Genomic DNA, 25,367 nt, shown 5'->3' on the forward strand with positions numbered 1-25,367 from the left:
CTTACGCCTGACCTTCACACAGCGGATACGGGATTGCACAAAGAGATACGGATCGGCCGGGAACCGACGGAGGGAGGCCGAAGTCACGCGGCGGGGGCGGCTCCGGGCACGGTCGGCACGGGCATCAGGACCGGGCCGGCGGCCTCGGGGTCCTTCCGGCAGGCGTCGCCGCACGTGGCGTCGAGCGAGCAGCAGAGGGAGCAGACCGGGCCAGAGCGCACCGGGCAGTCGGCGATGTCGGGGAGTTCGTAGGCGGTCTCGCACTCGGCGCAGGTATGGGTGGCGCGCTCGTCGACGGTCCCGGCGGCCGGGCCGTTCACGGTGTTGGGGCGGGCGAGGTAGTAGCGGCCCTTGGTCGCCCAGGCGATCAGGGGGCAGAGGACCAGGGCGAGACCGGCGGCGATGAAGGTGGAGAAGGCCTGCGCGTAGGCGCCGAAGACACCGAAGAAGGCGAGGATGGAGACGGCGGAGGCGATGACCATGGCACCGAAGCCGGCCGGGTTCACGGCGTACAGGTAGGCGCGCTTGAACTCGATGTACGGGGGGCTCCAGCCGGCCCGCTTGTTGATGACGAGGTCGGCGGCGACGGCCGTGATCCAGGCGATGCCGACGTTGGAGTAGAACCCGAGCAGCTTGTTCAGGGCCGCGAACATGTTCATCTCCATCAGCGTCAGGGCGATGGCGAGGTTGAGGAAGATGTACCAGACGCGGCCGGGGTGCCGGTGGGTGACGCGGGAGAAGAAGTTCGACCAGGACAGCGAGCCGCTGTAGGCGTTGGTGACGTTGATCTTCACCTGGGAGACGATCACGAAGAGCGCGGCCGCGGGCAGGGCGAAGGTTCCCAGCCAGGGCTTGAGCGCCTCGATCTGAGGGGCGATCGGCTCCAGGGCGTGGGTCTTGCCGACGGCCTCCAGGGCAACGAACGCGAGGAAGGCGCCGCCGAGCTGCTTGGCCGCTCCGATGACGACCCAGCCGGGGCCCGCGGCGAGCACGGCGAGGTTCCAGCGGCGCCTGGTGGCCTCCGTCCTGGCCGGCATGAAGCGCAGGTAGTCGGCCTGTTCGCCGATCTGGGCGATCAGGGAGAGCGCGACGCCCGTGCCGAGGCCGAAGCCGATCCAGGAGAAGCCCGCGCCGGCTCCCTCCGTGCCCCCGAAGGAGGCGAAGGCGCCCCAGGCGTCGGGGGCCTCGAAGGCCAGGACGGCGAAGGGCAGCACCATGCCGACGATCCAGACCGGCTGCGTCCAAGCCTGCACCTTGGCCAGGGCGCCCATGCCGCGGAAGACGATCGGGATGACGATGAGGGTCGTGACGAGGTAGCCGATCTCGACCGGCAGGCCCACGGCCTGGTGCATGGCCTGGGCCATGATCGAGCCTTCGAGGGCGAAGAAGATGAAGGTGAAGGAGGCGTAGATCAGCGAGGTGAGCGTCGACCCGAAGTAGCCGAAGCCCGCCCCGCGGGTGATCAGGTCCATGTCCAGGCCGTAGGTGGCGCAGGCCCGGGCGATGGGGATGCCGGTGAGGAAGATGAGCGTGGCGGCGGCGAGGATCGAGGCGAGTCCGCTGCCGAAGCCGTAGGTGAACACGATCGAGGCGCCGATCGCGAAGTCGGCGAGGTAGGCGATGCCGCCGAGCGCGGTGCCCGCCACGGTCCCGGGCGACCAGCGCCGGAACGAGTGCGGGGCGTAGCGCAGCGAGTAGTCCTCGCGGCTCTCGTCGGCGGCCAGCTTGGCGTAGCTGCGCCGGGGCCCGGCGGCCGGCGGAGCGGTACCTCCGCCCGCCATGGCCGCGGCACCCCCGTCCGCCACAGGTGCGGTGCTCCTGCCCGCCGCCGGTGCGGCGCCCCCGCCCGCCGCCGGTGCGGTGCCTCCGTCCGGCTCGGGGGTGGGCCCGGCGCCGGCGGACTGGGGGGTGGGCGCAAGGACTCCGCCGGGCCCGGGGGCGGGGGTGAGGGCCCCGCCCGGTTCCGGGGTGGGCGTGGTGACCGTGTCCGTCATGAGGGTTCCTGTCGTCCGACCGGCTCGCGGGTACGGACGAGGAAGGTAGGAGCCGCGCGTGACGGACGGCGGCGGCGCGCGGTTGCGCCGGGGTTACGCGACTTGACGGGCCGTTAACTCGGGGTCACGGCGCGCGGACGGCGCGGCCCGCTGAACGGTCACCGCACCGGCAGGTGGTACGAGAGGCGGTAGCGGTCGGCGGGGACGACGACGTCGGCCGTCTCGACGGCCCGGCCCGAGGCGTAGTACGTGCGCTCCACGACCATCACGACATGGCCGGGCACGCCCCCGAGCGCCAGCAGTTCCTCGGCGAGGCCCGGCCGGGCGCCGACCTCCTCCACCACGTTGTCCACGACGACGTCGATCGCGGCCATCCGCTCGACGACCCCGCAGCCGCCGAGCGGGCCCTCCTCGGGCAGCATGACCGGCGTCCGGCCCGTGACGGCGAGCGGCTCCCAGGAGGTGGCGACCATCATGGGCTCGCCGCCGTCCCGGTACACGTACCGCGTGCGCATCACGCGCTCCCCCGGCTCGATGCCGAGCCGCTCGGCCACCTCGGCGCTCGCCGGCTCCTGCTCGCTGCTCGACTCCCAGGTGCCGCGGGTCCCCTCGGCCGCCTGCTCCTGCCGGAAGGGACTGGCGCCCGACGCGGGGCGGTAGCCGGAACGGGCGATCCGGCGCGGCACCGGGCGCTCGCGGACGTAGGTGCCCGAGCCGGAGCGCCCTTCCACCAGCCCCTCGGCCATGAGCACCTTGCGGGCCTCCAGCGCGACGGTGTCCGACACCCCGTACTCCTCGCGGATGCGTGCCTGCGAGGGGAGGCGGGTATGCGGGGGAAGCGAGCCGTTCGCGATCTTCTCCCGCAGATCGCTCGCCACGCGCAGATAGGCGGGCTGCTCACCGAACGTCACTGGACACTCCCCTCAGGTTGACTGACAGCTACAGCCTGGCAACCGTCGGTCGCGATCCGCAAGCATGGGCCAAAGTTTCACCCGAAGTGATGACGCCGAGCTCACACCTCTTGCTGCGCAGCGTCACCCGGATAGACGGCGTCGGCCCTCTTGACCCGCATTGGTACAGACCAATACGTTCCTGCCAGCACACCCGCACGACGCACCCGCACCGCACGCACGCCACCCGGCGCGCACTCCGCGCTGCGCGCACGCCCGCTCCACCCCGCACGCACGCTCCACCCCGCACGCCTGCCCCACTCGCACGCCCGCTCCACCCGCACGCACGCTCCACGGCGCGCACGCCCCCGGCCGTCCGCGCCGTCCCGCACGCTCCACCGCACGCGCCATCCCGCCTCGCACAGGAACGAGCCCATGCGTCCCAGAGCCATGACCAAGCTGACCTTCGGTGCGGCCGCCGCGGCCACCCTCGGTCTCCTCGCCACCCTGGCCCCCACCGCCGACGCGCACCAGCCGTCCGGGCACAAGCCCGAGCTGAAGCGGATCGGCTACTTCACCCAATGGGGCATCTACGGACGGAACTTCCAGGTCAAGGACCTGAAGACGAGCGGTACCGCCGCCAAGCTCACCCACATCAACTACGCCTTCGGCGTCATCGGCACGGACGGCAAGTGCCTCATGGGCAACGCCCCCGGCTCCGACCCGTGGGCGGACTACGTGCGCCCGGTCGACGCGGCCTCCTCGGTGGACGGCGTCGGCGACACCGCGGACCAGCGGCTGGCCGGCAACTTCAACGAGCTGCGCGAGCTCAAGGCCGCGAACCCCGGCCTCAAGGTCATGATCTCGCTCGGCGGCTGGACCGGCTCCGCGCACTTCTCCGACGCGGTGCGCACCGACGCCGGCCGCAAGGCCCTGGTCGCCTCCTGCATCGACACGTACATCAAGGGCAACCTCCCCGTGGACGGCGCCCGCGGCGGCGCCGGAGCGGCGGCCGGGGTCTTCGACGGCGTGGACCTCGACTGGGAGTGGCCCGGCTCGGAGGGCGCCCCCGGGAACGTGATCCGTCCCGAGGACAAGCCCAACTTCACCAAGCTCGTACGGGAGTTCCGCACCCAGCTCGACGCCTACGGCCGCTCCCTGCCGAAGGCCCAGCGCAAGCACTACGAGCTGAGCGCGTACGTGCCCACCGCACCCGCCAAGATCGACGCGGGCTTCGAGGTCTCCAAGATCATGCGGGACTTCGACTTCGTGAACCTCCAGGGCTACGACTTCCACGTCTCCGGCGAGAAGACCACCGCCCAGCAGTCCGCGCTCTTCGCCAAGAACGACTTCAGCGTCGACCAGACGGTCAAGGCGTGGCTGCGCCGCGGCGCGCCCGCCCACAAGCTCGTGGTCGGCATGCCGTTCTACGGCCAGGGCTGGACCGGCGTCACCGGCGGCGGCGACGGCCTCGGACAGCCGGCGACCGGCCCCGCCCCCGCGACCTGGGTGGCGGGCTCGGAGGACTACAAGCACCTCAAGAAGCTGGCCGCGTCCGGCACGTACAAGCTCCACCGCGACTACCGGAACGGCCACGCCTGGCTCTTCGACGGCACCAACCTGTGGACGTACGACGACCCGACCGTGCTCCGCACCAAGGCGTCCTACGTACGGCAGAACGGGCTCGCCGGCGCCATGATCTGGTCGCTCGACGGGGACACCCCCGACGGGGAGCTGATCACCGCCATCGACCGGGGCCTGACCCGGCGCTGACCCGCCCGCCCGGCCGCCGTACGGCGACGGCCGGGCCCCCTGGCCGCGGACCGGCCCCGCCGCTCGCGGTGGACCGGCGGCGGCGGTCGGTCACGGGCCGCCGCTCCCCGGACCACCGCCCGGTCCGCACACGACGGGGCCGGACCTCCCCCGAGGAGGCCCGGCCCCGTTTCCCGTGCGCGGCGTCAGACGGAGGACCCCTCGCCCACGGCGTCCACCGGGGGCGTGCCGGTCAGGTCGAGCGCCGTCCGCGCGTCCGCCCCCAGGTCCTCGGGCAGCGCCTCCCACGCCGGGTCGTACGCCTCCCAGTAGGCCTCCGCGTCGGCCGCCGTCGCCAGCTTCAGCCACTGCTTCGACGCCGCTCCCAGGTCCTGCCGGAGCGCCGCGACGGAGGGCGCCGCGCCGGCGGGCCAGGTGCGCCGGTCCAGCCCCGCGCGCGCCGTCTCGATCGCCGCCAGCAGCTCCGAGGCCCACGCCTTGTTGGCGGTGAAGTCCTCGTCCGGGTCCTCCTCGGGCTCCCGGTAGGTCACCGTCTCGATCGGGTTGACGGCCTTCAGGAAGGCGGCCTGGTGGTCGGTCAGCCTGCTCGCGTCGGAGCGGACGGAGCCGCTGAACGGCTTCTTCTCGGCGGCGAACGCGCAGGTCACCGTCCGGTCGCCGAGCCGCCAGCTCTGGGCGCTCGGCAGGTAGTAGTACAGCCAGACGTCCTTGGGGACGGCCCAGGTGTCCAGGGCGTACCCGCCGTTGACCGTCTCGCAGCGCTTCTGCGCGATCTCGTCGATCGCGTCCTCGCCGGGCCAGGTGTCGAAGCCGGTCACCTTGAAGCCGCCGGTGACCTCGCCGATGTGCGGGCGGGCGCAGTCGACGACCGTGACGTCCGTCGCGTACGCCTCCAGCTTCCCGTCCGGGGTGAAGCACTGGCCGGTCCGCAGCGAGAACGGCGACTTCGAGCGGGACGCCTCCTCCACGCCCTCCTTGAAGCCGCCCCAGAAGGAGCCGAGGCCGCCGGTGGCGATGCCGATCACGAGCAGCAGGCAGCTGAGGGCGGAGAGGACGATGCCCGCGACCGCGAGCCCCTTGCCCGCCTGGTCCCGCTTCCTGATCCGGGGCAGGGCGACGAGCCCGAGGACCAGCCCGAGGGGCGGCAGGCAGCAGACGACGCCGGAGACCAGGGAGGCGATCGCGAGCCCGTTGGTGGTCCGCCGGGCCGGCACGCCGTACGGCACGCCCCCGGGCACCCCCGCGTAGGGCCCCGCCGCGTACGGCATCCCCGGCGAGGTGTACGGCCCCGGCACGGGCCGACTCCCCTGCTGCGGACCGCCGTACGGGGGCGGCGGGGGTGGGGTCGGCGGGGTCGGCTCCACGGGTACGGTGCTCCTGTTCGGGGCGAACGACGCGAACAAATGATCGGTCGCGCATCGTACGCCGCCGGACGGAGGGGACGGCATGCGGGGGACGACTCCGCCGATCCCGGCGGCCCTCCGTGCGGCGTTCTCGCTCTCGCCCGACCATCCGCTGTCCCGCGCGAAGCCGTTCGGACTCGCGGCGGCGGACCCCGCCGACCAGGCGGACCGGGCGCCCGGCGGCGGGACGACCGGTGCATGGCGGAGGGGGCGGTCGCCCTCGGGCGGCCGCCCCCTCGCGTCACGCGTGGTGTTGCGGTGGGGCCGGGGTCAGAACTGGAGGCCCCAGGCGTCGATCTTGCCGGTGTCGGCGTTCGCGTTGTCCGTGACCCGGAGCTTCCACGTGCCGTTGGCGACCTCCGAGGAGGCGTTCACGGTGTAGGTGGTGTTGATGTTGTCCGAGCTGCCGCCGGTGCCGAAGGCCTTCAGCGTGTAGGCCGAGCCGTCGGGGGCGATCAGCTGGACCTGGAGGTCGCCGATGTAGGTGTGGACGATGTTCACCGGCACCTGGAGGGCGGCGGGGGCGTTGCCGCTGACGCCGCTGACGGTGACCGGGGACTCGACGGTCGCGTTGTCGGCGATGGCGTAGTCCGCCGTGTTCTCGAACTTCTTGCCGGGCGGGGGGGTGGTGCCGCCGCCACCGACGTACAGCAGGCGGTTCGGGGAGCCGGTGCCCGGGTTGGTCACCACGTTCGGCGTGGCAGCGTTCACCAGGGCGGTGCCCACCTGGGCCGGGGTGGCCGTCGGGTTGTCGCCGAGGTAGAGCGCGGCCGCGCCGGCGACGTGCGGGGACGCCATCGACGTACCGGAGATCGTGTTGGTGGCGGAGTCGCCGGTGTTCCACGCCGAGGTGATGTTCGAGCCCGGGGCGAAGAGGTCCAGGACGGTGCCGTAGTTCGAGAAGCTGGAGCGCGCGTCGGTGTTGGTCGTGGAGCCGACCGTGAGCGCCTCGGTCACCCGGGCCGGGGAGTAGTTCGAGGCGTTGGCGTTGCTGTTGCCCGCGGCGACGGCGTACGTGACGCCGGACGCGATCGAGTTGCGGACGGCCGTGTCGAGCGTGGAGTCCACGCCTCCGCCGAGGCTCATGTTGGCGACGGCCGGCTTGACGGCGTTCCGGGTCACCCAGTCGATGCCCGCGACGACACCGGCGGTGGTGCCGGAGCCGTTGTTGTCGAGCACGCGGACGCCGACGATCTTCGCCTTCTTGGCGACGCCGTGGGCGGTGCCCGCGACGGTCCCGGCGACGTGGGTGCCGTGGCCGTTGCCGTCCTGGGCGACGTTGTCGTTGTCGACGGCGTCGAATCCGTTGAAGGCACGGCCGCCGAAGTCGCTGTGGGAGATCCGTACACCGGTGTCGATGATGTACGCGGTGACGCCCTGTCCGGCGGTGTCCGGGTAGGTGTAGCTCTGGTTCAGCGGGAGGGCCCGCTGGTCGATCCGGTCCAGGCCCCAGGACGGCGGGGAGGGCTGGGTGCCGGTGATCTTGAAGACGCGGTTCTGGACCACGGACTTCACGGCGGGGTCGGCCGCGAGCTTCTTCGCCTGCGCCTCGGAGAGTTCGACGTTGTAGCCGTTGAGCGCGGCGGTGTACGTCTTCTTGATCTTCGCGCCGTACTCGGCGGCGACCGCGCGGCCCTCGGCGGTCTCGGCCTGCGCCGACTCCTCCAGGGTGACGATGTAGCTGCCCGCGATCGTGCCTTCGGCCCCGGCGTTCTCGATGACGCCCTCCGGGGCGGCCGGCACGGCGGTGGCCGGGAGGGCGGAGAGGGTGCCGACGGTGAGGGCGGCGACGGCGACGGCCGCGGCGGTGGCGATTCGACGCCGTGATTCACGCATCACTGACATGTGAGGGGTCCTCCTCATTGGTGGTGCGTCACTGTGGGGGATTAGCAGGGACATGACAAAGCGGTATGGCTCCACACCGCCTCGGAACATCCGGCTGCCGAGCGAAAGGTTGACTGATCCATAGGAATCCCACAAGAGCTGTCGGCACCCCGCAACACCCGCGCCACACGGCTGACATGCTGATCGCCATGACCTCCTACCGCTGCCCCCGCTGCCGTGTCGACTCGCCCACCGACGCCCTCACCTGGTGTTGTCCTCAGTGCCGTGGCCCGTGGGACCTGGAGTTCACCGGCGGCCCGGTTTCCCTCCCGTCACTCGCGTCACGACGAAATTCGTTGTGGCGTTACGAGGAGGCGCTGCCGCCGATGCCGTGCGCGCCGGAGGTGACGCTCGGGGAGGGCCGGACCCCGCTCGTCCCCCTCCTCGAAGGGGAGGAGGGATCGGTTTCCGCCAAACTCGACTTCCTGATGCCGACCCTGTCGTTCAAGGACCGCGGCGCGGTGATGCTCGCCGCCCACGCCCTCCGGCTCGCCCGGAACGGCACCCTCCGCCGGATCGTCGCCGACAGCAGCGGGAACGCCGGTACGGCGATCGCCGCCTACGCGGCGCGGGCCGGCCTCGACGCCCTCGTGTACGTCCCCGAGGGCACCTCCCCCAAGAAGCTGGAGCAGATCCGGGCGCACGGCGCCCGGGTCGTCGAGGTGCCCGGCGACCGCGAGGCCACGGCCCGGGCCGCTCGGGCGGCCGCCGACGAGCCCGGCACCTTCTACGCCTCGCACGTCCACAACCCGTACTTCCTGCACGGCACCAAGACCTACGTCTACGAGCTGTGGGAGGAGCTCGGCGGCCGCCTCCCCGACACGGTCGTCGTCCCGGTCGGCAACGGCACCCTGCTGCTCGGCGCCGCCCTCGCGCTCGACGAGCTCCACCGCGACGGCCTCGTCGACCGCCTCCCGGCCCTCGTCGCCGTCCAGGCCGAGGCCGTCTCCCCGCTGGCCGCGGCCTTCCACGCGGGCGCCGACGAACTGCTCGGGCCGGCCCCCGCGCGCCCCACCCTCGCCGAGGGCATCGCGATCCCCGCGCCGCCCCGCGCCCACCAGATCCTGCGGGCGGTCCGGGCGACGGGCGGCACGTTCCTGACGGTGACGGAGGACCAGATCCGCGCGGCGCAGCGGGAGCTGGCCGGGCGCGGCCTCTTCGTCGAATCCACCGGCGTGGCCTGCTGGGCGGCGGTCCGGGCCGCCGCGCGCAGGCCCGGACTCACCGTGGTGCCGCTGTGCGGGGCGGGCGCCAAGACCGGCCTGGCGCACTGACCGGCTGCCGGGCTCAGAACTCGTCGGCGCCGTCGCGGAGCTGCGGCGTCCAGTAGCCCGTCTTCGCGGCGGCCTCGGCGACGGCCAGGCCGCCCGCGGGGGCCTTGACGACGATGCTGCCCTCGGCCGGGCCCTCGGCGGCGAACAGGTTCACGGTGAAGCTCCGCACGACCTTGTTGTCCTCGTGGGTGCCGCCGAGCGAGACGCGCACGTTGGCGTACGCGGGCGCGCCGGGCCGCAGCACGACCGGGGCGGCCGGCCTGCTCTTCGCGACGGCCGGGACGTCCTTGGCCGTCTGGATCGGGCCGAAGGCGATCAGCGGGTACTGGAGCAGGGTGCAGGCGCTGCCGGAGGTGTTGGTGGCGGTGAGGACGATGTGCTCGGTCGGGACCTCGTCGGCCTTCGCCGCCGTGATCCGGATGTCGCCGTAGGCGCAGGCGGGCGCCTTGGCGGAGCTCGTGCCGCCGGCGGAGGTGCCCTTCGAGGACCCGGTGGATCCCGTGGACCCGGCCGTGGACGCCTTCGTACCGCTGCCGCCGGAGGTGCCGCCGGACGTCGTCGAGGTGCCGCCGGACGTCGTGGAGGTTCCGGCCGTCGTGGAGGTGCCGCCCGAACCCGAGCCGCTCTGCGCGGCGGTCTGGTCGGCGGTGCCGCCGGCCTCGGCCGTCCCCTGGCCGGCGGCGCCCGCCGTCTGCGAGGAGCTCGCGCTGCCCGCGTCCTTCGCGCCGGTGTCCGCGGCGCCGCCGCAGGCCGTCAGGCCGAGCGAGAGGACGGTGACGGCGGCGGCGGCCAGGACGGTGGACGTGCGGTGGGTGCGCATGAAGGTTCTCCCCCGTGAAGCGGTCGATCGGTGCGGTACGCCGGGGCGAGCGCCCCGGCGGCGGCTCCGGGTACTCCGTGTACTCGGTGCTGTGTCCAGCTTCCGGCCCCGCGCTGCCGTCCCGCTTGCGTGCCGCTAACGATCCGCTGACAGGCGCGAGAGACCCGCCGCCGCGCGCGCCGCACCCTCGGTGAAACCGGCCGCGTCGGATGCCGCGATCGCGCGTTCCAGCTGGTCGGCGGCCTCGTCGAGGCGGCCGACGGCGGCCAGCGCCTCTCCCTTGACGATCTGCAGCTGGGCCCGGACGACCACCGCGTCGGGGGCGACGAGTTCCCCGGCGCGAAGGGTGTGCGCCAGCGCCGCCTCGTAGTCGCCCGCCTTCATGCAGTGGCCCGCCAGGTGGTGGAGCGTGAGCACCTGGGTCGACGGGTGGCCGGTGCGGTCGGCCAGGGAGACGGCGTGCACCATGAGCAGCCCGGCCCGCTCGTGCTCCCCCGTCGCGTCCAGGACGGCAGCGTGGTTGACGTACGCGATGGCCTCGCTGATCGCGTCACCGGCCCGGGCGGCCAGCCCGGGCGCCTTCTCCAGGTGGACGAGCGCCTCGGCGTCCCGGCCCTCCTCATGCAGGATCCAGCCGAGCAGCGCCCGGGTCCGCGACTGCGCGTCGAAGTCGCCCACCTGCTCCGCCGACGCGAGACCGGCCTCCAGGAGGGGCGTCCAGCCGTCCCCGATCCGCAGGAGCATCAGCGGCCACTGCACCAGGGCGAGCCGCCAGGCCCGGTCGTGCAGGCCGAGGGCGGCCGCGGTGGTGACGGCGCCCTCCAGGGCGGCGCGCTCGGCCACGTACCAGTCGAGGGCCGCCGTACGGTCCTCGAACTCGCGGGTCGCGGCGGGCCTGCGGGCGTCGGCGGGCAGCGAGTAGCAGGGCTGGGACCCGGGCTCGGCGGCGGCGTCGGCCGCGAGCCCCGTGTACAGGTAGTGGTCGAGGAGGCGGCGCAGGCCCTCGGGGTCGGCGTCCGCGGAGACGTGGCGGGCGTAGAGCCGGACCAGGTCGTGCGGCGTCCAGCGGCCGGGGACGGACTCGGTCAGCAGATGGGCGGCGGCGAGCCGGTCCAGGTCCGCGGAGGCCTGGCCCGGGGACGTGCCGACGAGCGCGCCGGCCGCGAACCGGTCCAGGTCGGATCCGGTGTGCAGGCCCGTCGCCCGGAACAGCCGGGCCGCGGACTCGGGCAGTTGCTGCACGGTCAGGCGCAGCGCCGCGGAGACGCCCCGGTCCTCGACGTCGAGGAGCGTCAGCCGGCCCTGCTCGTCGGCGAGTTCGCCGACCATCTCGTCCAGCGTCCACCGGGGGCGCTCGGCGAGCCGCGCCGCGGTCACCCGCAGGGCGAGCGGGAGGCCGTCGCAGAGTCCGGCGAGCCGTGCGGCGGCGGCGGGTTCGGCGGCGACCCGCGTCTCGCCGAGGACGGTGGTGAGCAGGGCGGCGGAGTCGGCCGGGGGCAGGTGGCCGAGCGGTACCGGCCGGGCCGCGTCGGAGGCGATGAGGCCGCCGAGCCGGTCGCGGCTGGTGACCAGGGTGGTGCAGTGGTCTCCGCCCGGCAGCAGGGGTCTGACCTGCTCCGAGGAGCGGGCGTTGTCGAGCAGGACGAGGAGCCGGCGGCCGGCGGTCAGGGAGCGGAACAGGGCGCCGCGGGCCTCGACGGCCTCCGGGATCCGCTGCGGCTGCACGCCGAGCGCGAGCAGGAACTCCCGGAGGACGGCGGCGGTCTCGGGAGCCGGGGTGTCGCTGAAGCCGCGGAGGTCGGCGAAGATCCGCCCGTCGGGGAAGTCGTCCCGGCGCTCGTACGCCCAGTGCACCGCGAAGGCCGTCTTGCCGACGCCGGCGGGGCCGGTGACCAGGCAGACGGGCCCGTCGCCGCCGCGTACCGCGCGGTCGAGGGCGGCGAGTTCGGCACCGCGCCCGGTGAACCCGCGCGGCGCGCGCGGCAGTCCCTCGGGCGTCGGGGCGGCGGCGGGTGCGGCGGGGCGGGGCGCGGTCACGGGCGGCGCGGCCGAGCGGAGCAGGGTGGCGTACGCCTCGCTCAGCGTCTCGCCGGGGTCGACGCCCAGTTCCTCGGCGAGCAGCCGCCGGGTGCGGTGGTACCAGTCGATCGCGTCCGACTGCCGTCCGGAGCGGCCCAGGGCCAGCATCAGCGCGGCGGCGAGGGACTCCCGCAGCGGGTGGGCGACGGCCTCGGTGCGCAGCACGGCGGCGGCCCGGGCGTGCTCGCCGAGTTCCCCGTACGCCTCCGCCAGCGACTCCACGGAGGCCAGCCGCAGCTCTTCGAGCTCCCCGGCGGCGGCCTCCAGCGGGCGGCTGTGCACGGTGCCGGTGAGCGCGGGCCCCTGCCAGTACGACAGGGCCTCACGCAGCATCCGCACGGTGTCGGCGGGCTGTCGCTGCACCCCGGCGAGCGCGACGAGCTCCTCGAAGCGGTGCGCGTCCACCAGTGACTCCGGCATCCGCAGCACGTACGCCGAGCCCTGCGTGGCCAGTTCGACGCCGTACGCCTCGGCGCCGTGCTCGGCGAGCAGCGCCCGCAGCCGCGAGACGTGCCCCTGGAGCACGGTCTTGGCGTGGGTGGGCGGCTCCTCCTCCCAGAGCGCGTCGATCAGCCGGCCGACGTTCACCGCGGTGTTGGGACGCAGCAGCAGCATCGCGAGCAGGCTGGACCGCTAGGCGGGTCCCAGGGCCACGTCCCCGTCCTCCGTCACCAGCGCAACGGAGCCGAGCAGCCGGAACTCCACCAGTACACCTCCGCGACACGTCCCCCGATTTCCCAGCAGTCGAGGATACGTGGGGTGGAGGTGTCGGAAGTGCCGTGGAGATCCCCGATCCCGCCCTCGTCGTCCGAATCCGCACCGGGCCCTCGGCGGGCTCCTCCGCACCGGGTCCTCGGCGGGCTCCTCCCGCACCGGGTCCTCGGCGGGCTCCTCCGCACCGGGTCCTCGGCGGGCTCCTCCCGCACCGGGTCCTCGGCGGGCTCCTCCCGCACCGGGTCCTCGGCGGGCTCCTCCCGCACCGGGTCCTCGGCGGGCTCCTCCGCGCCGCCGACGACCCGCGCCCGCAGCCGCTCGATCCGCCGAACGGCGTCCGCGCGCAGCACCGGGGTCCCGGCCGGCTTCACGACCCCGCATCGCCCCCCCGGCGATTCCGGCTGGAAGTATGCCGTCACGGGACGCCACCGCGGGCCGCCCGTCCCGAACCGCCCCCGGAGAGGTGATACCGATGCCGTCCCAGCACCCCGAGGAGACCGGCCACGGCCATGTGGTCAAGGGCTATGTGACGAGGACGTACGGCGGCCTCCCGCGCTATCTCGTACTGAACAGCGCACGGTTCCTGAGCCCCCGGTGGTGGCATGCCACCCGCTTCACCCGGCACCTGCTGAACGACGCCGCCGTGATCACCGACGAGGAACTGGCAGCCCTCCTCGCGTACGAGTGGCGCTCGCGGCTCACCGCGGCCTGGCTGATCGGCGTCGACCGCCGGGAACGGTTCCGTGACCGAATCGGCGACCTGCTCCTGGCGAGCGAGGTCTGCTACTCCGGCGGCGCCTACTGCTTCGCCCTGGCCCGCTTCGGCACCCACGCCGACGCCGAGATCCTCACCGCCTACCTCGACCACTACCTCCCCCGCACCGACCTCCACTACGACCAGCCGTCCGCCCTCGGCGCCCTCCTCCGCCTCGACGCCCACCTCGGCACCCGCCACGCCGACCGCTTCACGGAGCCCGACGGTCTCTGGGACGAGTGGGTCAAGGGCGTACAACGCCTCGGCTATCCCGGCAACACCCCCGCCGAGGCGCACCACTGGACGGACCTCCAGTGCGACTTCGCGAACGGCTGGAGGCGGAGGTAGCGGCGCCCGGAACCGCGAAGAGAGCAGGCCGGGCGGCGGATGCGGCGACGGCCCGGCGGTGGACGCACGGACCGTGGGCTCCCTCCCCCTCCCGGCACAATGACGAGATGCGTCCCTTCGACATCGACACCTACGCCCCCGAGTGGCTGCACGGCCGCGCCGCGATCACGGCGGCCCACGGGGACCGTCTGCGGGCACTGGCCGGGCGGCCCCTGACACGAGCATGGCTGCTCTGGGACGTCGAGGACGACACGTGGTTCGCCGACGCTCCCGTCCTGCTCGACTTCGACGGAGAGCAGGTGGAGATCCAGCACCACAGGTTCGACGACATCGCGATCGGCTGGAACTCCCTGGCCCCCCACGGCCCCGCCCACTGGCCCGGTTTCGACCTGCGCTGGCGCGCCGACGCGATGCCGGCGCTGACCTCGCTGCACGGCCAGGCGCTGGAGAGCACCGAACTCCTGGAACGGCGCGGCGCCGACCTGGCCCGGGGCATGGTGGCCCTCGGCTTCGTCTTCCCCCACGGCCGGGTCACCGTCTTCAACGCCCTCGACGAGAACGGCCTGAGCTTCACACCACCGGGACCGGGCTACGCGGTCCAGCGCATGCCCGACCCGACGGACGCGCCCTAAGGACATGGGAGTTGAGGTTCCTCCGACACCACCCTAGGCTGAGCTACTTAGGTGACCCTAACCTTTCCTGGGTGGTGATCGTGTGGTCAAGGAGAGCGTACGGCTCGGCACCGTGCAGGAGACGCTGCTCATCCCGCTGTACGGGCGCGCGCTCGACGCGAAGGCCCGCCGCTCGATCCTGCGGGACGACCGGGCATGCGCCATGGTCGAGAGGATCGACTACGACTTCGCCAGGTTCCGCGGCCCTTCCCTCGGCGGCTCCGTACTGCGCAGCGCGATCTTCGACGGGTGGGTCGCACGGTTCCTGGCAGCACACCCGGACGGCACCGTGATCGAACTCGGAGCAGGGCTCAGCACCCGCTCGCACCGCCTCGACAACGGGCGGGCGCGCTGGTTCGACCTCGATCTGCCGGACACCGTCCAGTTGCGGCGGCGGTTCCTCACCGACTCCGAGCGGATCACGACCCTCGCGGGCTCGGTGCTGGACACCGACTGGTTCGAAAAGGTCGCGCGGACCGGCGGGCCGTACTTCTTCGTGAGCGAGGCCGTGCTCCTATACCTGCAGGAGGACCAGGTCCGCGCCGTCGTAAGGGCTCTGGGAAACCGCTTCCCCGGGGCCGACCTCAGCTTCGACACCGGCGGCGGCCCCATGATGCGCAACCAAAACCGCAATCCGGTGTTCAAGGCCGTCGACGCGCGGATGACCTGGACCTGCGACAACCCGAAGGCCCTGGAGGGCTGGGGCCTGAGGCTCCGCGAGAGTAGGACCTTCGCGACCCCGCAGCCGGACGTGGCCCGCACCTGGCCATGGCGCCACCGTTACGGCATTCCCCTGCTGGCGCGCCTGGTGCCGCCCGCTGTCGACTCGTACCGGATGAACCTGTTCACGCTGGAGGACCGGTGACCACCCCCGTGGGCGGAGCGCATGTGCAGGGCACCGCCGAGTGGGTGCCTCTGCCCGACGGTAGGCGGCTCTACGCGATGGTCCTGCCCGGAGCGCGGCCGGACGCACCGACCGTCGTGTTCGAGGCCGGGGCCGGCGCGGGCAGGTCGTCCTGGGCTCTGGTGCAGCCCGCTCTCGCGCCGTACGCCCGGACCGTCGTCTACGACCGCTCCGGCCTCGGCCGCAGCGGCCCCGACCCGGCCGGGCGCACCCTGACCCGTATGGCCGACGACCTCGGCGCCCTGCTCGACCACTTCGGTCCCGGGCCCTGTCTCCTCGTCGGGCACAGCGCGGGAGGCCCGCTGGTCCGGCTCGCGGCCGCCCGCACTCCCCGACGGATCACCGGCCTGGTCCTGGTCGACCCCACCGACGAGGCCGCCGACGTACTGTTCTCCGCCCGGTTCAGACGCCTGGAGCGGACGGCGCTCGGCCTCGGCAGCGCCCTCGCCGCCCTCCGGCTGCTGCGCCCCCTGTTCCGCGGACAGCTCGCCCTGCTGCCCCAGGACGCCCGCCGGGACATGGCCCGTGAGGGCTTCACGACGGGGGTGCTGCGCACCCAGCGCCGCCAGGCCCGCACCTATCTGGACGAGCTGGCCGCCTGGCGCGAGACACCGCCGGACACCGGTGGGATCCCGGTCACCGTGATCTCCGGCGGCCTGCCCGGAGACGGGATGGACGAGGCGGTGCGCGCGGCGGCGAACGCCGCCCATGCCGGACGCGCCGGCCGGAGTCCGAAAGGCCGGCACGTGATCGCGGAGAGGTCGGGCCACTACGTGCCACTGACCGAACCGGGGGTCGTGGTCCGGGAGATCGTGGCCCTTCTGTCCGGCCTGCCCGACGCTCCCGGCACCACCGGCCCCCCTGGCATCCCCGGCTGAGGCCCGCGTGCTCCGCACGCCGGAGCCCCCGTCCGTCACGCGCCGGCGGGTCGCCCGGCTTGCCACACCTCCCACAACCGGGCGTAAGTGCCGCCGGCGGTGAGGAGTTCGTCATGGGAGCCGGTCTCGATGACGCGTCCGGCGTCCATGACCACGATGCGGTCGCACGCGGCGGCCTGGGAGAGCCGGTGAGCGATCACGATGCCGGTCCGGCCGGCGAGCACCGCTTCCGAGGCGTGGTCGAGCCTCTCGGCGTGGGCGGAGCCGGCCTCGGCGGTGGCTTCGTCGAGGATCGCCAGCTCGGGATCGGCGAGGAGCAGCCGGGCGAGGGCGAGCTGTTGGGCCTGCGCGTCGGTGAGCGGCTGTCCGCCGGTGCCGACCACCGTGTCGAGGGCGTCCGCCGACAGGTCCAGCAGATCGGCCGCGCCGGTGGCTTCGAGCGCGACGCGGAGGGCGCGGTCCGTGGCGTGGGGGGCTGCGAGCGTGAGGTTGTCCCGTAGCGTCCCGGCGAACACGTGCACTTCCTGGGAGATCACCGCGGTGCGGCGGGGACGGGCCACGGTCCCGGCGTCGGGCCGGTGAACGCCCGCGATCACGGAGGCGAGCGTGGTCTTCCCCGCCCCGGACGGGCCGACGATCGCGAGGTGCTGGCCGGCCGGGACGTCGAGGTCGATGCCGTCGAGGACGGGTGGCCCGTCGGCGTAGCGGAACGCGACCCCGCGGAGCCGGACGGCGGTGTCGGTCGCTGTCGAGCCTGCGGGGTCCGCCGGGTCTGTGGGGTCTGCCGGGTCTGCGAGGTCTGACCCCGCCGTCGACGGGGCGGCCGCTTCCGGCGTCGGAATCGTGACCACTCCGATCATGCGGCTCAGCGAGGCGAGAGCCGACTGCAGGGTGTCGACGACGAACAGCAGTTGATTGACCGGCCCCAGCAGGCGCAGCACCAGCAGCATGGCGGTGGTGGCGCCGCCGACGGTGGAGAGTCCGTGGTCGACGAGGACGAACCCGACGACGAGCACGGCTGCGAGGCTCAGGCATTCGCCGAGATTGAGCCGGGCGCTGAGCATGCTCTGCACGGTGCGTGCCCTGATCGACTGCACAGCGACACCCCAGGAGGCCGTCAGCACGGCACGGTGCCGTTGCTCGGCGAGCCCGAATCCGAGCACGGTGGCGTGACCGCGCTGGGACTCGACGATCTGCTGGGCACGCGCGCTCATCGCCGCCCGCTCCGCCTGGTACACCCGGGGCCCGACCCGCAGATACCACCGCATGGCAAGCCAGTAGACGGGCAGTACGACGGCGAACGCGGCGGCGTAGGGCCACTCCAGTGCCGCGAGCCCGGCCAGCGACACGGCGACGGTGAACGCGGTGACGGTGAGCGCGGGAATCACCGCTGGGGCGGCGTCGGCGACGGCGGTGACGTCGTCGCTGGCCCGGGATATCAGGTCCCCGGTACCGGCGCGCTCGACGAGGTGCTGCGGGAGCAGCATCGCGCGGCTCACCAGGCGTTCGCGCAGCGTGGCGAGGACGGTGTGGTAGACGCGGGTGGCCTGCGCGATCGTCACGGCGGTGCCCGCGGAACCGAGGACGGCGGAGAGCGCCATCACGCCCGTGACCGTCAGCACGGTGCCGAGATCCGCGGTGCCCTCCCGCACCCGGTCGACGAGATACCCGATCGCCACCGGCGGGATCAGGTCGACGGCGGTTCCGGCGACCCCGGCCAGGCCGACGGCGGTGAGCCGGAGCCGGTGTCCGCGGCTGAGCCGCCACACCTCCCCGGCCGTCGCCCGCCCGCCCGCGACGGGCAGCGCGTGCCCGGTCGTAGCGGTTGCCACGCTCATCCCACCGTCCTTCCGTGCAGGGGTGCGTCCCCCGCGTGCAGGGGTGCGTCCCCCGCGTGCAGGGGTGCGTCCCCTGCGTGCAGGGGTACGCCCTTCGTCTCTCGGGGCACGTCTTCTTGCCGGGGCACGTCCCCGAACAGGTCGACGACGCGGTCGCAGCGTCCGAGCAGCACCGGGGACGAGGCGATCAGCAGCGTCGAGCGGCCCGCGCGGACGGCGGGCAGACGCTCCGCGATCGCGTGCTCGGTGACCGGGTCCACCGCGGTGGTCGGGTCGTGCAGCACGAGTACCGGTGCGTCGCTCGCCAGCGCGCGGGCCAGCGCGATCCGCTGGCGCTGACCGCCGGAGAGGCGGTTGCCGTCCTCGCCGACCGGGAGGTCGAGGTCGGTGGCGAAGTCGTCGCAGGCCGCGGCGCGCACCGCGGCGGCGACCGGTTCGGACGCGTCGGCTCCGGAGGGGGCCGTGATGTTGTCGCGGATCGTCCCGCTGAAGAGCGTGGCCCGGTGCGGAGCGACCGTGACCCGGGAGCGGTACGCGTGCGCGGTCAGCTCACGTGCCGGGCGCCCGTCGAGCCGTGCCTCCAGCCTGTCGGAGGCACACGGGTCGAGGAGCGCCCGCGTGATGCGGGCGGCGGTCCGGTCGTCGGCGCGCACTCCCACGAGCTCGCCCGGTTCCACCCGGATCGTCGCGGCCGGCGTGACCACTTCCAGAACGGGCAGCGGCGCGACCTCCGGACGCGACGCGTCGTCCCGTCCCGGCTTCCGTCCGCCGTCGCCGCGCAGAACGCCGACGACGCGGGCGGACGCGGCGCGTGCCCCGGCGAGGTTGGGGATGGAGATGCTCGCGATCGACTGGATCTGCGGCAGCAGCGCCTGGGTGAGGCCGACGGCGGCGATCAGCTCGCCGATGCTGAGTCGCCCGACCACGGCGAACCAGCCGGCCAACCCCATGACGGCGGCGACGAACACGCCGCCGACCGCTCCCGAGCCCACGAGGAACCTCCCGAGGAGCCCCGCGTTGCGCCTGGCCCCGACGAGGGTCTCCCGGCTCGCCCGCCGGTATCTCCTGGTCGCCTCGGCCTCGGCGTGCATCCCCTTGATCACCCGGTAGCCCGCGACCAGGTCCGTGGCCCGTCCGACGGTGGAGGCCAGGAGTTCCTGGTACGCACGGGTGTCCCGGGAGAGCCGTTCGCTGAGCACGCCCATCAGCCACACCGCGGCCGGGGCTCCCAGCAGCACCGCGAGCCCGAGCAGCCAGTGCGTCGCCAGCAGCGATACGGCGATGAACGCGATGGCCGCGATCCTGGAGACGGGCATGATCAGCAGGATCACTCCGTTGGCCAGGCGGGCGACGTCGTTCGTCATCACCGAGACGACGCTGCCGTCCGGCGGACGGGCCTCGCCGCCGACCGGATGCAGCACGGCGTTCGACAGGGTGCTCCGCAGCCGGTGCTGCAGCAGTTGCACCGCGTACGAGGTCAGCCGGTTCGTCACCTTCGCCGCCATCGTCAGCGCGATGTACAGGCCCGTCAGCACACCGAGCCACAAGGCGAGCTGCGCCGCGTTCCCGGTCGCGAGGGCCCGGTCGATGGCGACGCCCATGACCACGGGGACCGCCGACTCGCCGACCTGCCACACGATCGCGAGGAGCGTCGCCGGTACGGTGACCCGCTTGACCGAGAGGATCGCACGCAGCAGGAACCGACCCGGCGTGATCCCCGCCCCGGCCTCGGCGTCGGGCGCCTGAACCGGTTCGGGGGGCGCCTGCAGCAGCACGGGCAGCCGTCGGGTCAGGGGTCCTCGCCCCAGTCCCGCGGTGTCGGCGGCCGCGCGACCCGAGAGTCTGCTCACGCGGGGCTCCCGTCCCGGCTCTCCGGACTCCCGTCCCGGCTTTCCGGGCTCCCGTCCCGGCTTTCCGGGCTCCCGGGCGGGAAGCACCAGAGCAGGGCGTCGGCGAGGAGCCCCCGCCACCATGCGTAGTCGTGCCCGCCGGCGAACTCCCGGTAGAGGGTGTCGTAGCCCTTCGTGGTGAGCACGTGGTCCAGCCACCGGCTGTGGGTGTTCGAGGCCTCCAGCTCACCGACGTCGTGGAAGAAGCGGACCGGCGCCTTGTCCGCGGCGAGGCAGTCGGCGATCAGCGTCGGTACGGGGGTGTGCCGCAGCAGTTCGCCGGCTCCGGTGCCCCACCTGAGGTCGGGGTGGTACCCACAGGACGGGGACTGGAGGATGGCGTTGCCGAAGGCGTCGGGGTGGTGCAGCGCCGTCCAGCCGGCGCACAGGCCGCCGAAGCTCTCACCGGCCAGCGCCACGTCGGCGGGGTCGCGCGAGAGCGGGTACCGGTGGCGGAGCCACGGAAGCAGTTCCTCGACCAGCATCCGGGAGAACGCCGGGTCGCAGAGCAGTTCCCTGTCGCGCTGCTGTCCGAGCTGGTCGACGAGGACCACGGCGCACGGCCGGATCAGGCCCGCCTCGACCAGGGCGTCCCGCACGCTCGGCGCGCTGTGGTCCGGTGTCCCGTCCAGGTGGATCACGAAGGGCAGTGCGCTGTCGTCCGTATGGTCGCCCGGGGGCATCGAGACCCAGACGCGCCGTTCGTTGCCCAGGAACTCGCTTGCCAGCACGGCGGATTCCATGGCGGGGGCCGGGCGCGCCTCGGCCTCGTCGAGCCAGGGCAGCGGCGCCGCGTCGGGCAGCACGGCCACCGAGGCCCCGGAGAACCGTTCCACCGAGCACTCCGAGAACCGCGGCGGCGGATTGAACGGGTCCGGGACCCGCTCGCTCTCGCCCGTGGCCCCGCCTCGGACGAAAACGTACGAGAAACGCAGGTCGGAGCGCATCCGCAGGGTGAGCACGCGAAACGGCGTACCGGCCACCGAGGTGAACTCCGTACCGACCGGGTTGAAGCCGATTCTGGGCCCGATCACGACCGAGAGGGTGACCGTCGTGTCGTCTCCGGGCTCGTCGACGAAGGTCACCTCCACCTCGTCCGCGGAGATCCGCTCGACAAGGGGTGTGCCCGTCTCCCGGAGATGCCGTCTGAACCTCTCCGGGCTCCACTCACCGGTCGACAGCTTCGCGACGGACGGACGGGACGGATCAGACATGGGTCGCGCTCTCTGTGTCGGTGGTCTGGGCGGGCCTGTGACCGGGCCGTTCGCGGCCGAGCGGCACCACCTGGGGGCTGCCGGTCACCGGATCGCGCGTCACCAGGCAGCGCAGACCGAACACCTCCTCGATCGCATCGGCCGTGACGACCTCCTCCGGAGTGCCCTCGACGACCACGGCACCGTCCTTCATGGCGATCAGGTGGGTGCCGTAGCGGGCGGCGTGGTTCAGGTCGTGCAGGACGGCGACCAGGGTGTGGCCGGCGTGGTGCAGGTCGGTGAACAGCTCCAGCAGCTCGATCTGGTGGGTGATGTCGAGGAAGGTGGTCGGTTCGTCGAGCAGCAGGATGCCGGTCTGCTGCGCGAGGGCCATCGCCACCCACACGCGCTGGCGCTGCCCGCCCGACAGCTCGTCCACCGGGCGCCCGGCCAGGTCGGCGACCGAGGTCTGGCGCATCGCCGTGAGCACGGCCCGCTCGTCGTCCTCGGTCCACTGCCGGACGAAGCCCTGGTGGGGGTGGCGTCCCCGGGCCACCAGGTCGGCGACGGTGATCCCGTCCGGGGCGATCGAGCTCTGCGGCAGCAGTCCGACCTGTCGCGCCACCTCTCTGGTCTTGTACGAGGTGATGTCACGGCCGTCGAGGACGACCTGCCCGGCCGACGGCTTTAGGAGCCGGGACAGGCCGCGCAGCAGGGTCGACTTGCCGCATGCGTTCGGGCCGACGATGACCGTGAACGACTCGTCGGGGATGGCCACCGAGAGGTCCTCGGCGATGACCCGTCTGTCGTAGCCGATCGTCGCCGACTCCACCCTCAGGCGCGCGGTGCGGGACGGGGGCACGCTCACAGGCGTCTCCTCGCTTCGGTGAACAGCAGGTATCCGAGGTAGCCGCCGCCCAGCACGACGGTGATGATGCCGACCGGCAGCGGGGTGGGGGCGACGTGCTGGGCGAGGTGGTCCGACGCCAGGCACAGCAGCGCACCGACGAAGGCGGCGGGGACGAGGGTGATCCCCGCGCTGCGGGTGAGCCGCCGTGCGATCTGCGGGGCGACCAGGGAGACGAACAGGATCGGCCCCGAAGCGGCCGTGACCGTCGCCGTCAGCGCCACTCCCACCAGGATCAGGCCCAGCCGTGCCGGCGCGACCCGTACTCCCTGCGAGGCGGCCACGTCGTCGCCCAGTTGCATCTGCCGCAGCGACCGGCTCAGCATCCCCGCCGGCAACAGGAGTACGGCGATGCAGGCGCCGCCGACGAGGACCTGGTTCCAGGACACGCCGTTGAGCGACCCGGCACCCCACGCGGCCGCGGACATCGCCTGGTCCAGGTCGGCCTTGAGGATCAGCCAGGTGTTGAGCGAATCGAGCATCGCCGACGCGGCGATGCCGACGACGATCAGCCGGAACCCCTTCACCCCCCGCCGGTACGCGAGCGTGTACACGGCCACGGCGGTGGCCATCCCGCCGAGCAGCGCCCCACCGGCCAGCTGGGTGTAGCTGCCGTTGACGACCAGGATCACGATCAGCGCGCCGCTGTAGGAGCCCTGGGTGAATCCCATGATGCCGGGGTCGGCGAGCGGGTTGCGCAGCAGCGACTGGAAGACCGCCCCGCTCACGCCCAGCGCCGCGCCGAAGACGAGCGCCGCGACCACCCGGGGCAGCCGCCACTCGATCACGATCTCCCGGACGAACCCGGTCTCCTGACCGGTCAGTGCGGAGAGCACCTGTCCCGGGCTCAGCGCGTACGAGCCCGTCATGAGCGCGAGCACCGCCGTACCGGCGCCCAGGGCGGCGAGCACGGCGCAGACGACGACCGGGCGCCACGGCAGCCGGACGGCGATCCGCCCTCGCCGCAGTACCAGTCCCCGCCGGCCGAAGTCCACGTGTGTGAGGTGCGCGTTCGACGTCACGGACCGCTCGCCTTCCTCCGCCCGCAGAGGGCGTGTCGTCGCGTTCACAGTCCGCTCGCCTTCCGCCGCCGCACCAGCACGACGAGGACGGGCGCGCCGACGAAGGCGGTGACGATGCCGACGGGGATCTCCCCGGGTCGCATCAGGACGCGGCCGAGGACGTCGGAGGCCAGGAGCAGGCTCGGGGAGAGCAGCACGCTGTACGCGAAGATCCATCGTTGGTCCGGGCCGGCGATCCAGCGGGCCACGTGCGGCACCATGAGTCCGACGAACCCGATGGGTCCGGCGATCGCGGTGGCGCCCCCGGCGAGGAGGGTGAGCGCGATCACGGCGAGGAACCGGGTGCGTGCCAGCCGGACCCCTTGGGCGCGCGCCAGCTCGTCGCCCAGAGCCAGCGCGTTGAGGGGACCCGACACCACGAGGGCGAGGACGAGCGCCATCGCGAAGAAGGGCAGGATCGGCCATACGACGTCCAGCGGGCGACCCGTGATCGACCCGGCGTTCCAGAAGCGCATCGCGTCGAAGGCGTCCGGGTCGGTCAGCTGGAGTGCCTCCCTGGCACCGCCGAGCACGGCGCCGACGCAGACCCCGGCGAGCACCATGACCACCGGCGAGGAGCCCTTCCGTGTCGACCCGAGGGCGAGGACCAGGAGGGTGACGATCAGCGCGCCCGCGAACGCGAACCACATGTAGCCCCGGGCCTCGCGGACGCCGAGCAGACCCACGGCGACCGTGACCGCGAAGGACGACCCGGCGTGGACGCCGAGAACGCCCGGATCGGCCAGGGGGTTGCGGACGAGCGCCTGGATCAACGCGCCCGACAGACCGAGTGCCATGCCGACGACGAGACCCACGAGGGTGCGTGGCAGCCGGAAGTCGCGGATCGCGAACTGGTCGGCGTGGGCGGACGGGTCGACCAGTGCGTTCCACACCACGGACGGCGCGATCGCCGTGGATCCGATCATGAGGCTCAGCATCAGCAGAGCCGTCAGCACCGCCACCGCGAGGACCAGGCCGAGCACACGCCTCCGGCGCGGCCGGGGCACCGTCTCGGTGTCCCGGCCGCGCTGCCCCTGGGCGAGGACCGTCACTGCTTTCCGGCGAGCGTCGCCAGTGCGCCGTCCAGCGAGTCCAGGTACTGCAGGACCGGGCCGTAGGAGTTGTTTCCGGGGCAGAAGACTCCGAGCGCGCGACCGGAGGTCACGGTGGGGAGCGCCTTCCAGGTGTTGGTCTCGGTCACCGGGACGAAGGGCTCGGTCGGCCGGCCTTCCGCGTCGACGGGGTAGGTGATCACGTCGTACTTGGAGAGCCCGGTGATCCGCTCGAACGGCAGGGACTCGTACGCCAGGGGGTCCTTGCCCTCGGCCGCCTCGGGCAGGTCGAGGCCGATGTCGTCCCGGGCGATCTCCGAGCAGCCGATGTCAGCGATGTAGAACGTCCCGGGATCGCTCCAGTCGCCGCGGGAGACGTCGACGAACGTGCTGTCGCCGATGGTCTTGCCGTAGGTCTGCTTGATCTTGGCGACCTTCTTCTCGAACTCGGCCTTCTGCCGGCCGAGTTCAGCCGTGACGTTGCCGGCCGTGGCGATCTCGTCGGCGAATTCCTTCCACTCGGTGTCCAGCCCCCAGAGCACCGTCGGCGCGATCGACTGGAGGCGCTTGCCGACCTTGTCCCAGTCGTTCGAGTGGAACTGGACGAGGATGAGGTCGGGCTTGAGGGCGGCGAGCTTCTCGAGGTCCACGTCGCCGCCGCTGCTGCCGACGACCTCGGCCGCCTCGTACGCGGCCTTCTGTTCCTTCGGGAGTACGGCGAGGTCGGATGCGGACACCTCGGTGACGCCCACCGGCCTGCCGCCGAGATCGATGAAGGGGAGGTTCGTGTTGCCGATCGTGACGATCCGCTGAGGGGCGGCGGGGATCTCGACGGTGCCGTTCTCGGCCTTGACGCTGCGGGTCTTGGCGGCCTTGTCGCCGCCGGTCCCGGCGGCGGCCTTCTTGTCCGCGTCGCCGCCGTCGCCGCCGTCGCCGCCACAGGCGGTGAGGAGGAGCGACGCGCTCATCAGGGCGGCGGCGACGGCCATGCCGCGTCTCGTGGTCGGGGTGCTGCTCATGGTGGTCTTTCCTTCGCTTGTG

General features: G+C 73.1%; 19 protein-coding genes and 1 pseudogene. 6 read left to right on the top strand and 14 right to left on the bottom strand.

Going from position 1 to position 25,367, the window contains the following annotated elements:
* Positions 1-83: 83 nt before the first annotated feature.
* Together ACF09E_RS18265 and ACF09E_RS18270 are read right to left on the bottom strand one after the other, a co-directional pair.
* On the bottom strand, positions 84-1,781 hold the full coding sequence (locus ACF09E_RS18265) for a purine-cytosine permease family protein (protein ID WP_392206123.1): 1,698 nt from the start codon (positions 1,779-1,781) through the stop codon (positions 84-86).
* Between the two features lie 371 nt (positions 1,782-2,152).
* Positions 2,153-2,905 carry a GntR family transcriptional regulator gene (locus ACF09E_RS18270; RefSeq protein WP_392206075.1) on the bottom strand — a complete coding sequence of 251 codons (753 nt, stop codon included), beginning with the start codon at positions 2,903-2,905 and terminating at the stop codon, positions 2,153-2,155.
* A gap of 414 nt (positions 2,906-3,319) precedes the next feature.
* Between ACF09E_RS18270 and ACF09E_RS18275 the strand changes: the two genes are divergently transcribed.
* Positions 3,320-4,657 carry a glycoside hydrolase family 18 protein gene (locus ACF09E_RS18275; RefSeq protein WP_392206076.1) on the top strand — a complete coding sequence of 446 codons (1,338 nt, stop codon included), beginning with the start codon at positions 3,320-3,322 and terminating at the stop codon, positions 4,655-4,657.
* 185 nt (positions 4,658-4,842) lie between these two features.
* Here ACF09E_RS18275 and ACF09E_RS18280 read toward each other — a convergent pair whose 3' ends face one another.
* Both ACF09E_RS18280 and ACF09E_RS18285 read right to left on the bottom strand, forming a co-directional pair.
* Complete coding sequence (locus tag ACF09E_RS18280; RefSeq protein ID WP_392206077.1) at positions 4,843-5,952, bottom strand: DUF4190 domain-containing protein; 1,110 nt, start codon at positions 5,950-5,952, stop codon at positions 4,843-4,845.
* Positions 5,953-6,330: 378 nt separating this feature from the next.
* Positions 6,331-7,905: a S8 family peptidase gene (locus tag ACF09E_RS18285; protein WP_392206078.1), complete on the bottom strand. Its 1,575-nt coding sequence runs from the start codon at positions 7,903-7,905 to the stop codon at positions 6,331-6,333.
* A 176-nt stretch (positions 7,906-8,081) separates the two neighbouring features.
* On the opposite strand from ACF09E_RS18285, the gene ACF09E_RS18290 reads away from it, so the two are divergent.
* Positions 8,082-9,218, top strand: coding sequence for a pyridoxal-phosphate dependent enzyme (locus tag ACF09E_RS18290; RefSeq protein ID WP_392206079.1), 1,137 nt, complete (start codon positions 8,082-8,084; stop codon positions 9,216-9,218).
* Between the two features lie 13 nt (positions 9,219-9,231).
* On the opposite strand, the gene ACF09E_RS18295 is transcribed toward ACF09E_RS18290, so the two are convergent.
* The 3 genes and pseudogenes from ACF09E_RS18295 to ACF09E_RS18305 form a co-directional block, all read right to left on the bottom strand.
* Positions 9,232-10,038, bottom strand: a complete 807-nt coding sequence (locus tag ACF09E_RS18295; RefSeq protein WP_392206080.1) for a DUF4232 domain-containing protein — start codon at positions 10,036-10,038, stop codon at positions 9,232-9,234.
* Positions 10,039-10,173: 135 nt separating this feature from the next.
* A pseudogene (locus tag ACF09E_RS18300) lies at positions 10,174-12,822 on the bottom strand (BTAD domain-containing putative transcriptional regulator).
* On the bottom strand, positions 12,786-13,202 hold the full coding sequence (locus ACF09E_RS18305; RefSeq protein WP_392206081.1) for a hypothetical protein: 417 nt from the start codon (positions 13,200-13,202) through the stop codon (positions 12,786-12,788). The pseudogene ACF09E_RS18300 and the gene ACF09E_RS18305 overlap by 37 nt, the downstream one beginning before the upstream one ends.
* A gap of 101 nt (positions 13,203-13,303) precedes the next feature.
* Here ACF09E_RS18305 and ACF09E_RS18310 point away from each other — a divergent pair, with 101 nt between their 5' ends.
* From ACF09E_RS18310 to ACF09E_RS18325, 4 genes are all read left to right on the top strand, one after another.
* A complete protein-coding gene (locus tag ACF09E_RS18310) occupies positions 13,304-13,933 on the top strand; it encodes a DUF6000 family protein (protein WP_392206082.1) in 630 nt (209 codons plus the stop codon).
* 107 nt (positions 13,934-14,040) lie between these two features.
* Positions 14,041-14,565, top strand: coding sequence for a hypothetical protein (locus tag ACF09E_RS18315; RefSeq protein WP_392206083.1), 525 nt, complete (start codon positions 14,041-14,043; stop codon positions 14,563-14,565).
* 82 nt (positions 14,566-14,647) lie between these two features.
* Positions 14,648-15,469, top strand: coding sequence for a class I SAM-dependent methyltransferase (locus tag ACF09E_RS18320; protein WP_392206084.1), 822 nt, complete (start codon positions 14,648-14,650; stop codon positions 15,467-15,469).
* Positions 15,466-16,386 carry an alpha/beta fold hydrolase gene (locus ACF09E_RS18325; protein ID WP_392206085.1) on the top strand — a complete coding sequence of 307 codons (921 nt, stop codon included), beginning with the start codon at positions 15,466-15,468 and terminating at the stop codon, positions 16,384-16,386. Before ACF09E_RS18320 ends, ACF09E_RS18325 begins: the two co-directional genes overlap by 4 nt.
* Before the next feature lie 35 nt (positions 16,387-16,421).
* Here ACF09E_RS18325 and ACF09E_RS18330 read toward each other — a convergent pair whose 3' ends face one another.
* The 7 genes from ACF09E_RS18330 to ACF09E_RS18360 form a co-directional block, all read right to left on the bottom strand.
* Positions 16,422-18,224, bottom strand: coding sequence for an ABC transporter ATP-binding protein (locus ACF09E_RS18330; protein WP_392206086.1), 1,803 nt, complete (start codon positions 18,222-18,224; stop codon positions 16,422-16,424).
* The gene (locus tag ACF09E_RS18335; protein ID WP_392206087.1) at positions 18,221-20,074 is read right to left on the bottom strand and encodes an ABC transporter transmembrane domain-containing protein; all 1,854 of its coding nucleotides are present in this window, start codon (positions 20,072-20,074) and stop codon (positions 18,221-18,223) included. Before ACF09E_RS18335 ends, ACF09E_RS18330 begins: the two co-directional genes overlap by 4 nt.
* Positions 20,071-21,327, bottom strand: a complete 1,257-nt coding sequence (locus ACF09E_RS18340) for an alpha/beta hydrolase (RefSeq protein ID WP_392206088.1) — start codon at positions 21,325-21,327, stop codon at positions 20,071-20,073. The genes ACF09E_RS18335 and ACF09E_RS18340 overlap by 4 nt, the downstream gene beginning before the upstream one ends.
* Positions 21,320-22,174, bottom strand: coding sequence for an ABC transporter ATP-binding protein (locus ACF09E_RS18345; protein ID WP_392206089.1), 855 nt, complete (start codon positions 22,172-22,174; stop codon positions 21,320-21,322). The genes ACF09E_RS18340 and ACF09E_RS18345 overlap by 8 nt, the downstream gene beginning before the upstream one ends.
* On the bottom strand, positions 22,171-23,208 hold the full coding sequence (locus ACF09E_RS18350) for a FecCD family ABC transporter permease (RefSeq protein WP_392206124.1): 1,038 nt from the start codon (positions 23,206-23,208) through the stop codon (positions 22,171-22,173). The genes ACF09E_RS18345 and ACF09E_RS18350 overlap by 4 nt, the downstream gene beginning before the upstream one ends.
* 71 nt (positions 23,209-23,279) lie before the next feature.
* The gene (locus tag ACF09E_RS18355) at positions 23,280-24,326 is read right to left on the bottom strand and encodes a FecCD family ABC transporter permease (protein WP_392206090.1); all 1,047 of its coding nucleotides are present in this window, start codon (positions 24,324-24,326) and stop codon (positions 23,280-23,282) included.
* Positions 24,323-25,345, bottom strand: a complete 1,023-nt coding sequence (locus ACF09E_RS18360) for an ABC transporter substrate-binding protein (RefSeq protein ID WP_392206091.1) — start codon at positions 25,343-25,345, stop codon at positions 24,323-24,325. The genes ACF09E_RS18355 and ACF09E_RS18360 overlap by 4 nt, the downstream gene beginning before the upstream one ends.
* Between the last annotated feature and the right edge of the window lie 22 nt (positions 25,346-25,367).

This window comes from Streptomyces sp. NPDC014891, assembly GCF_043081085.1.
GTDB lineage: Bacteria > Actinomycetota > Actinomycetes > Streptomycetales > Streptomycetaceae > Streptomyces.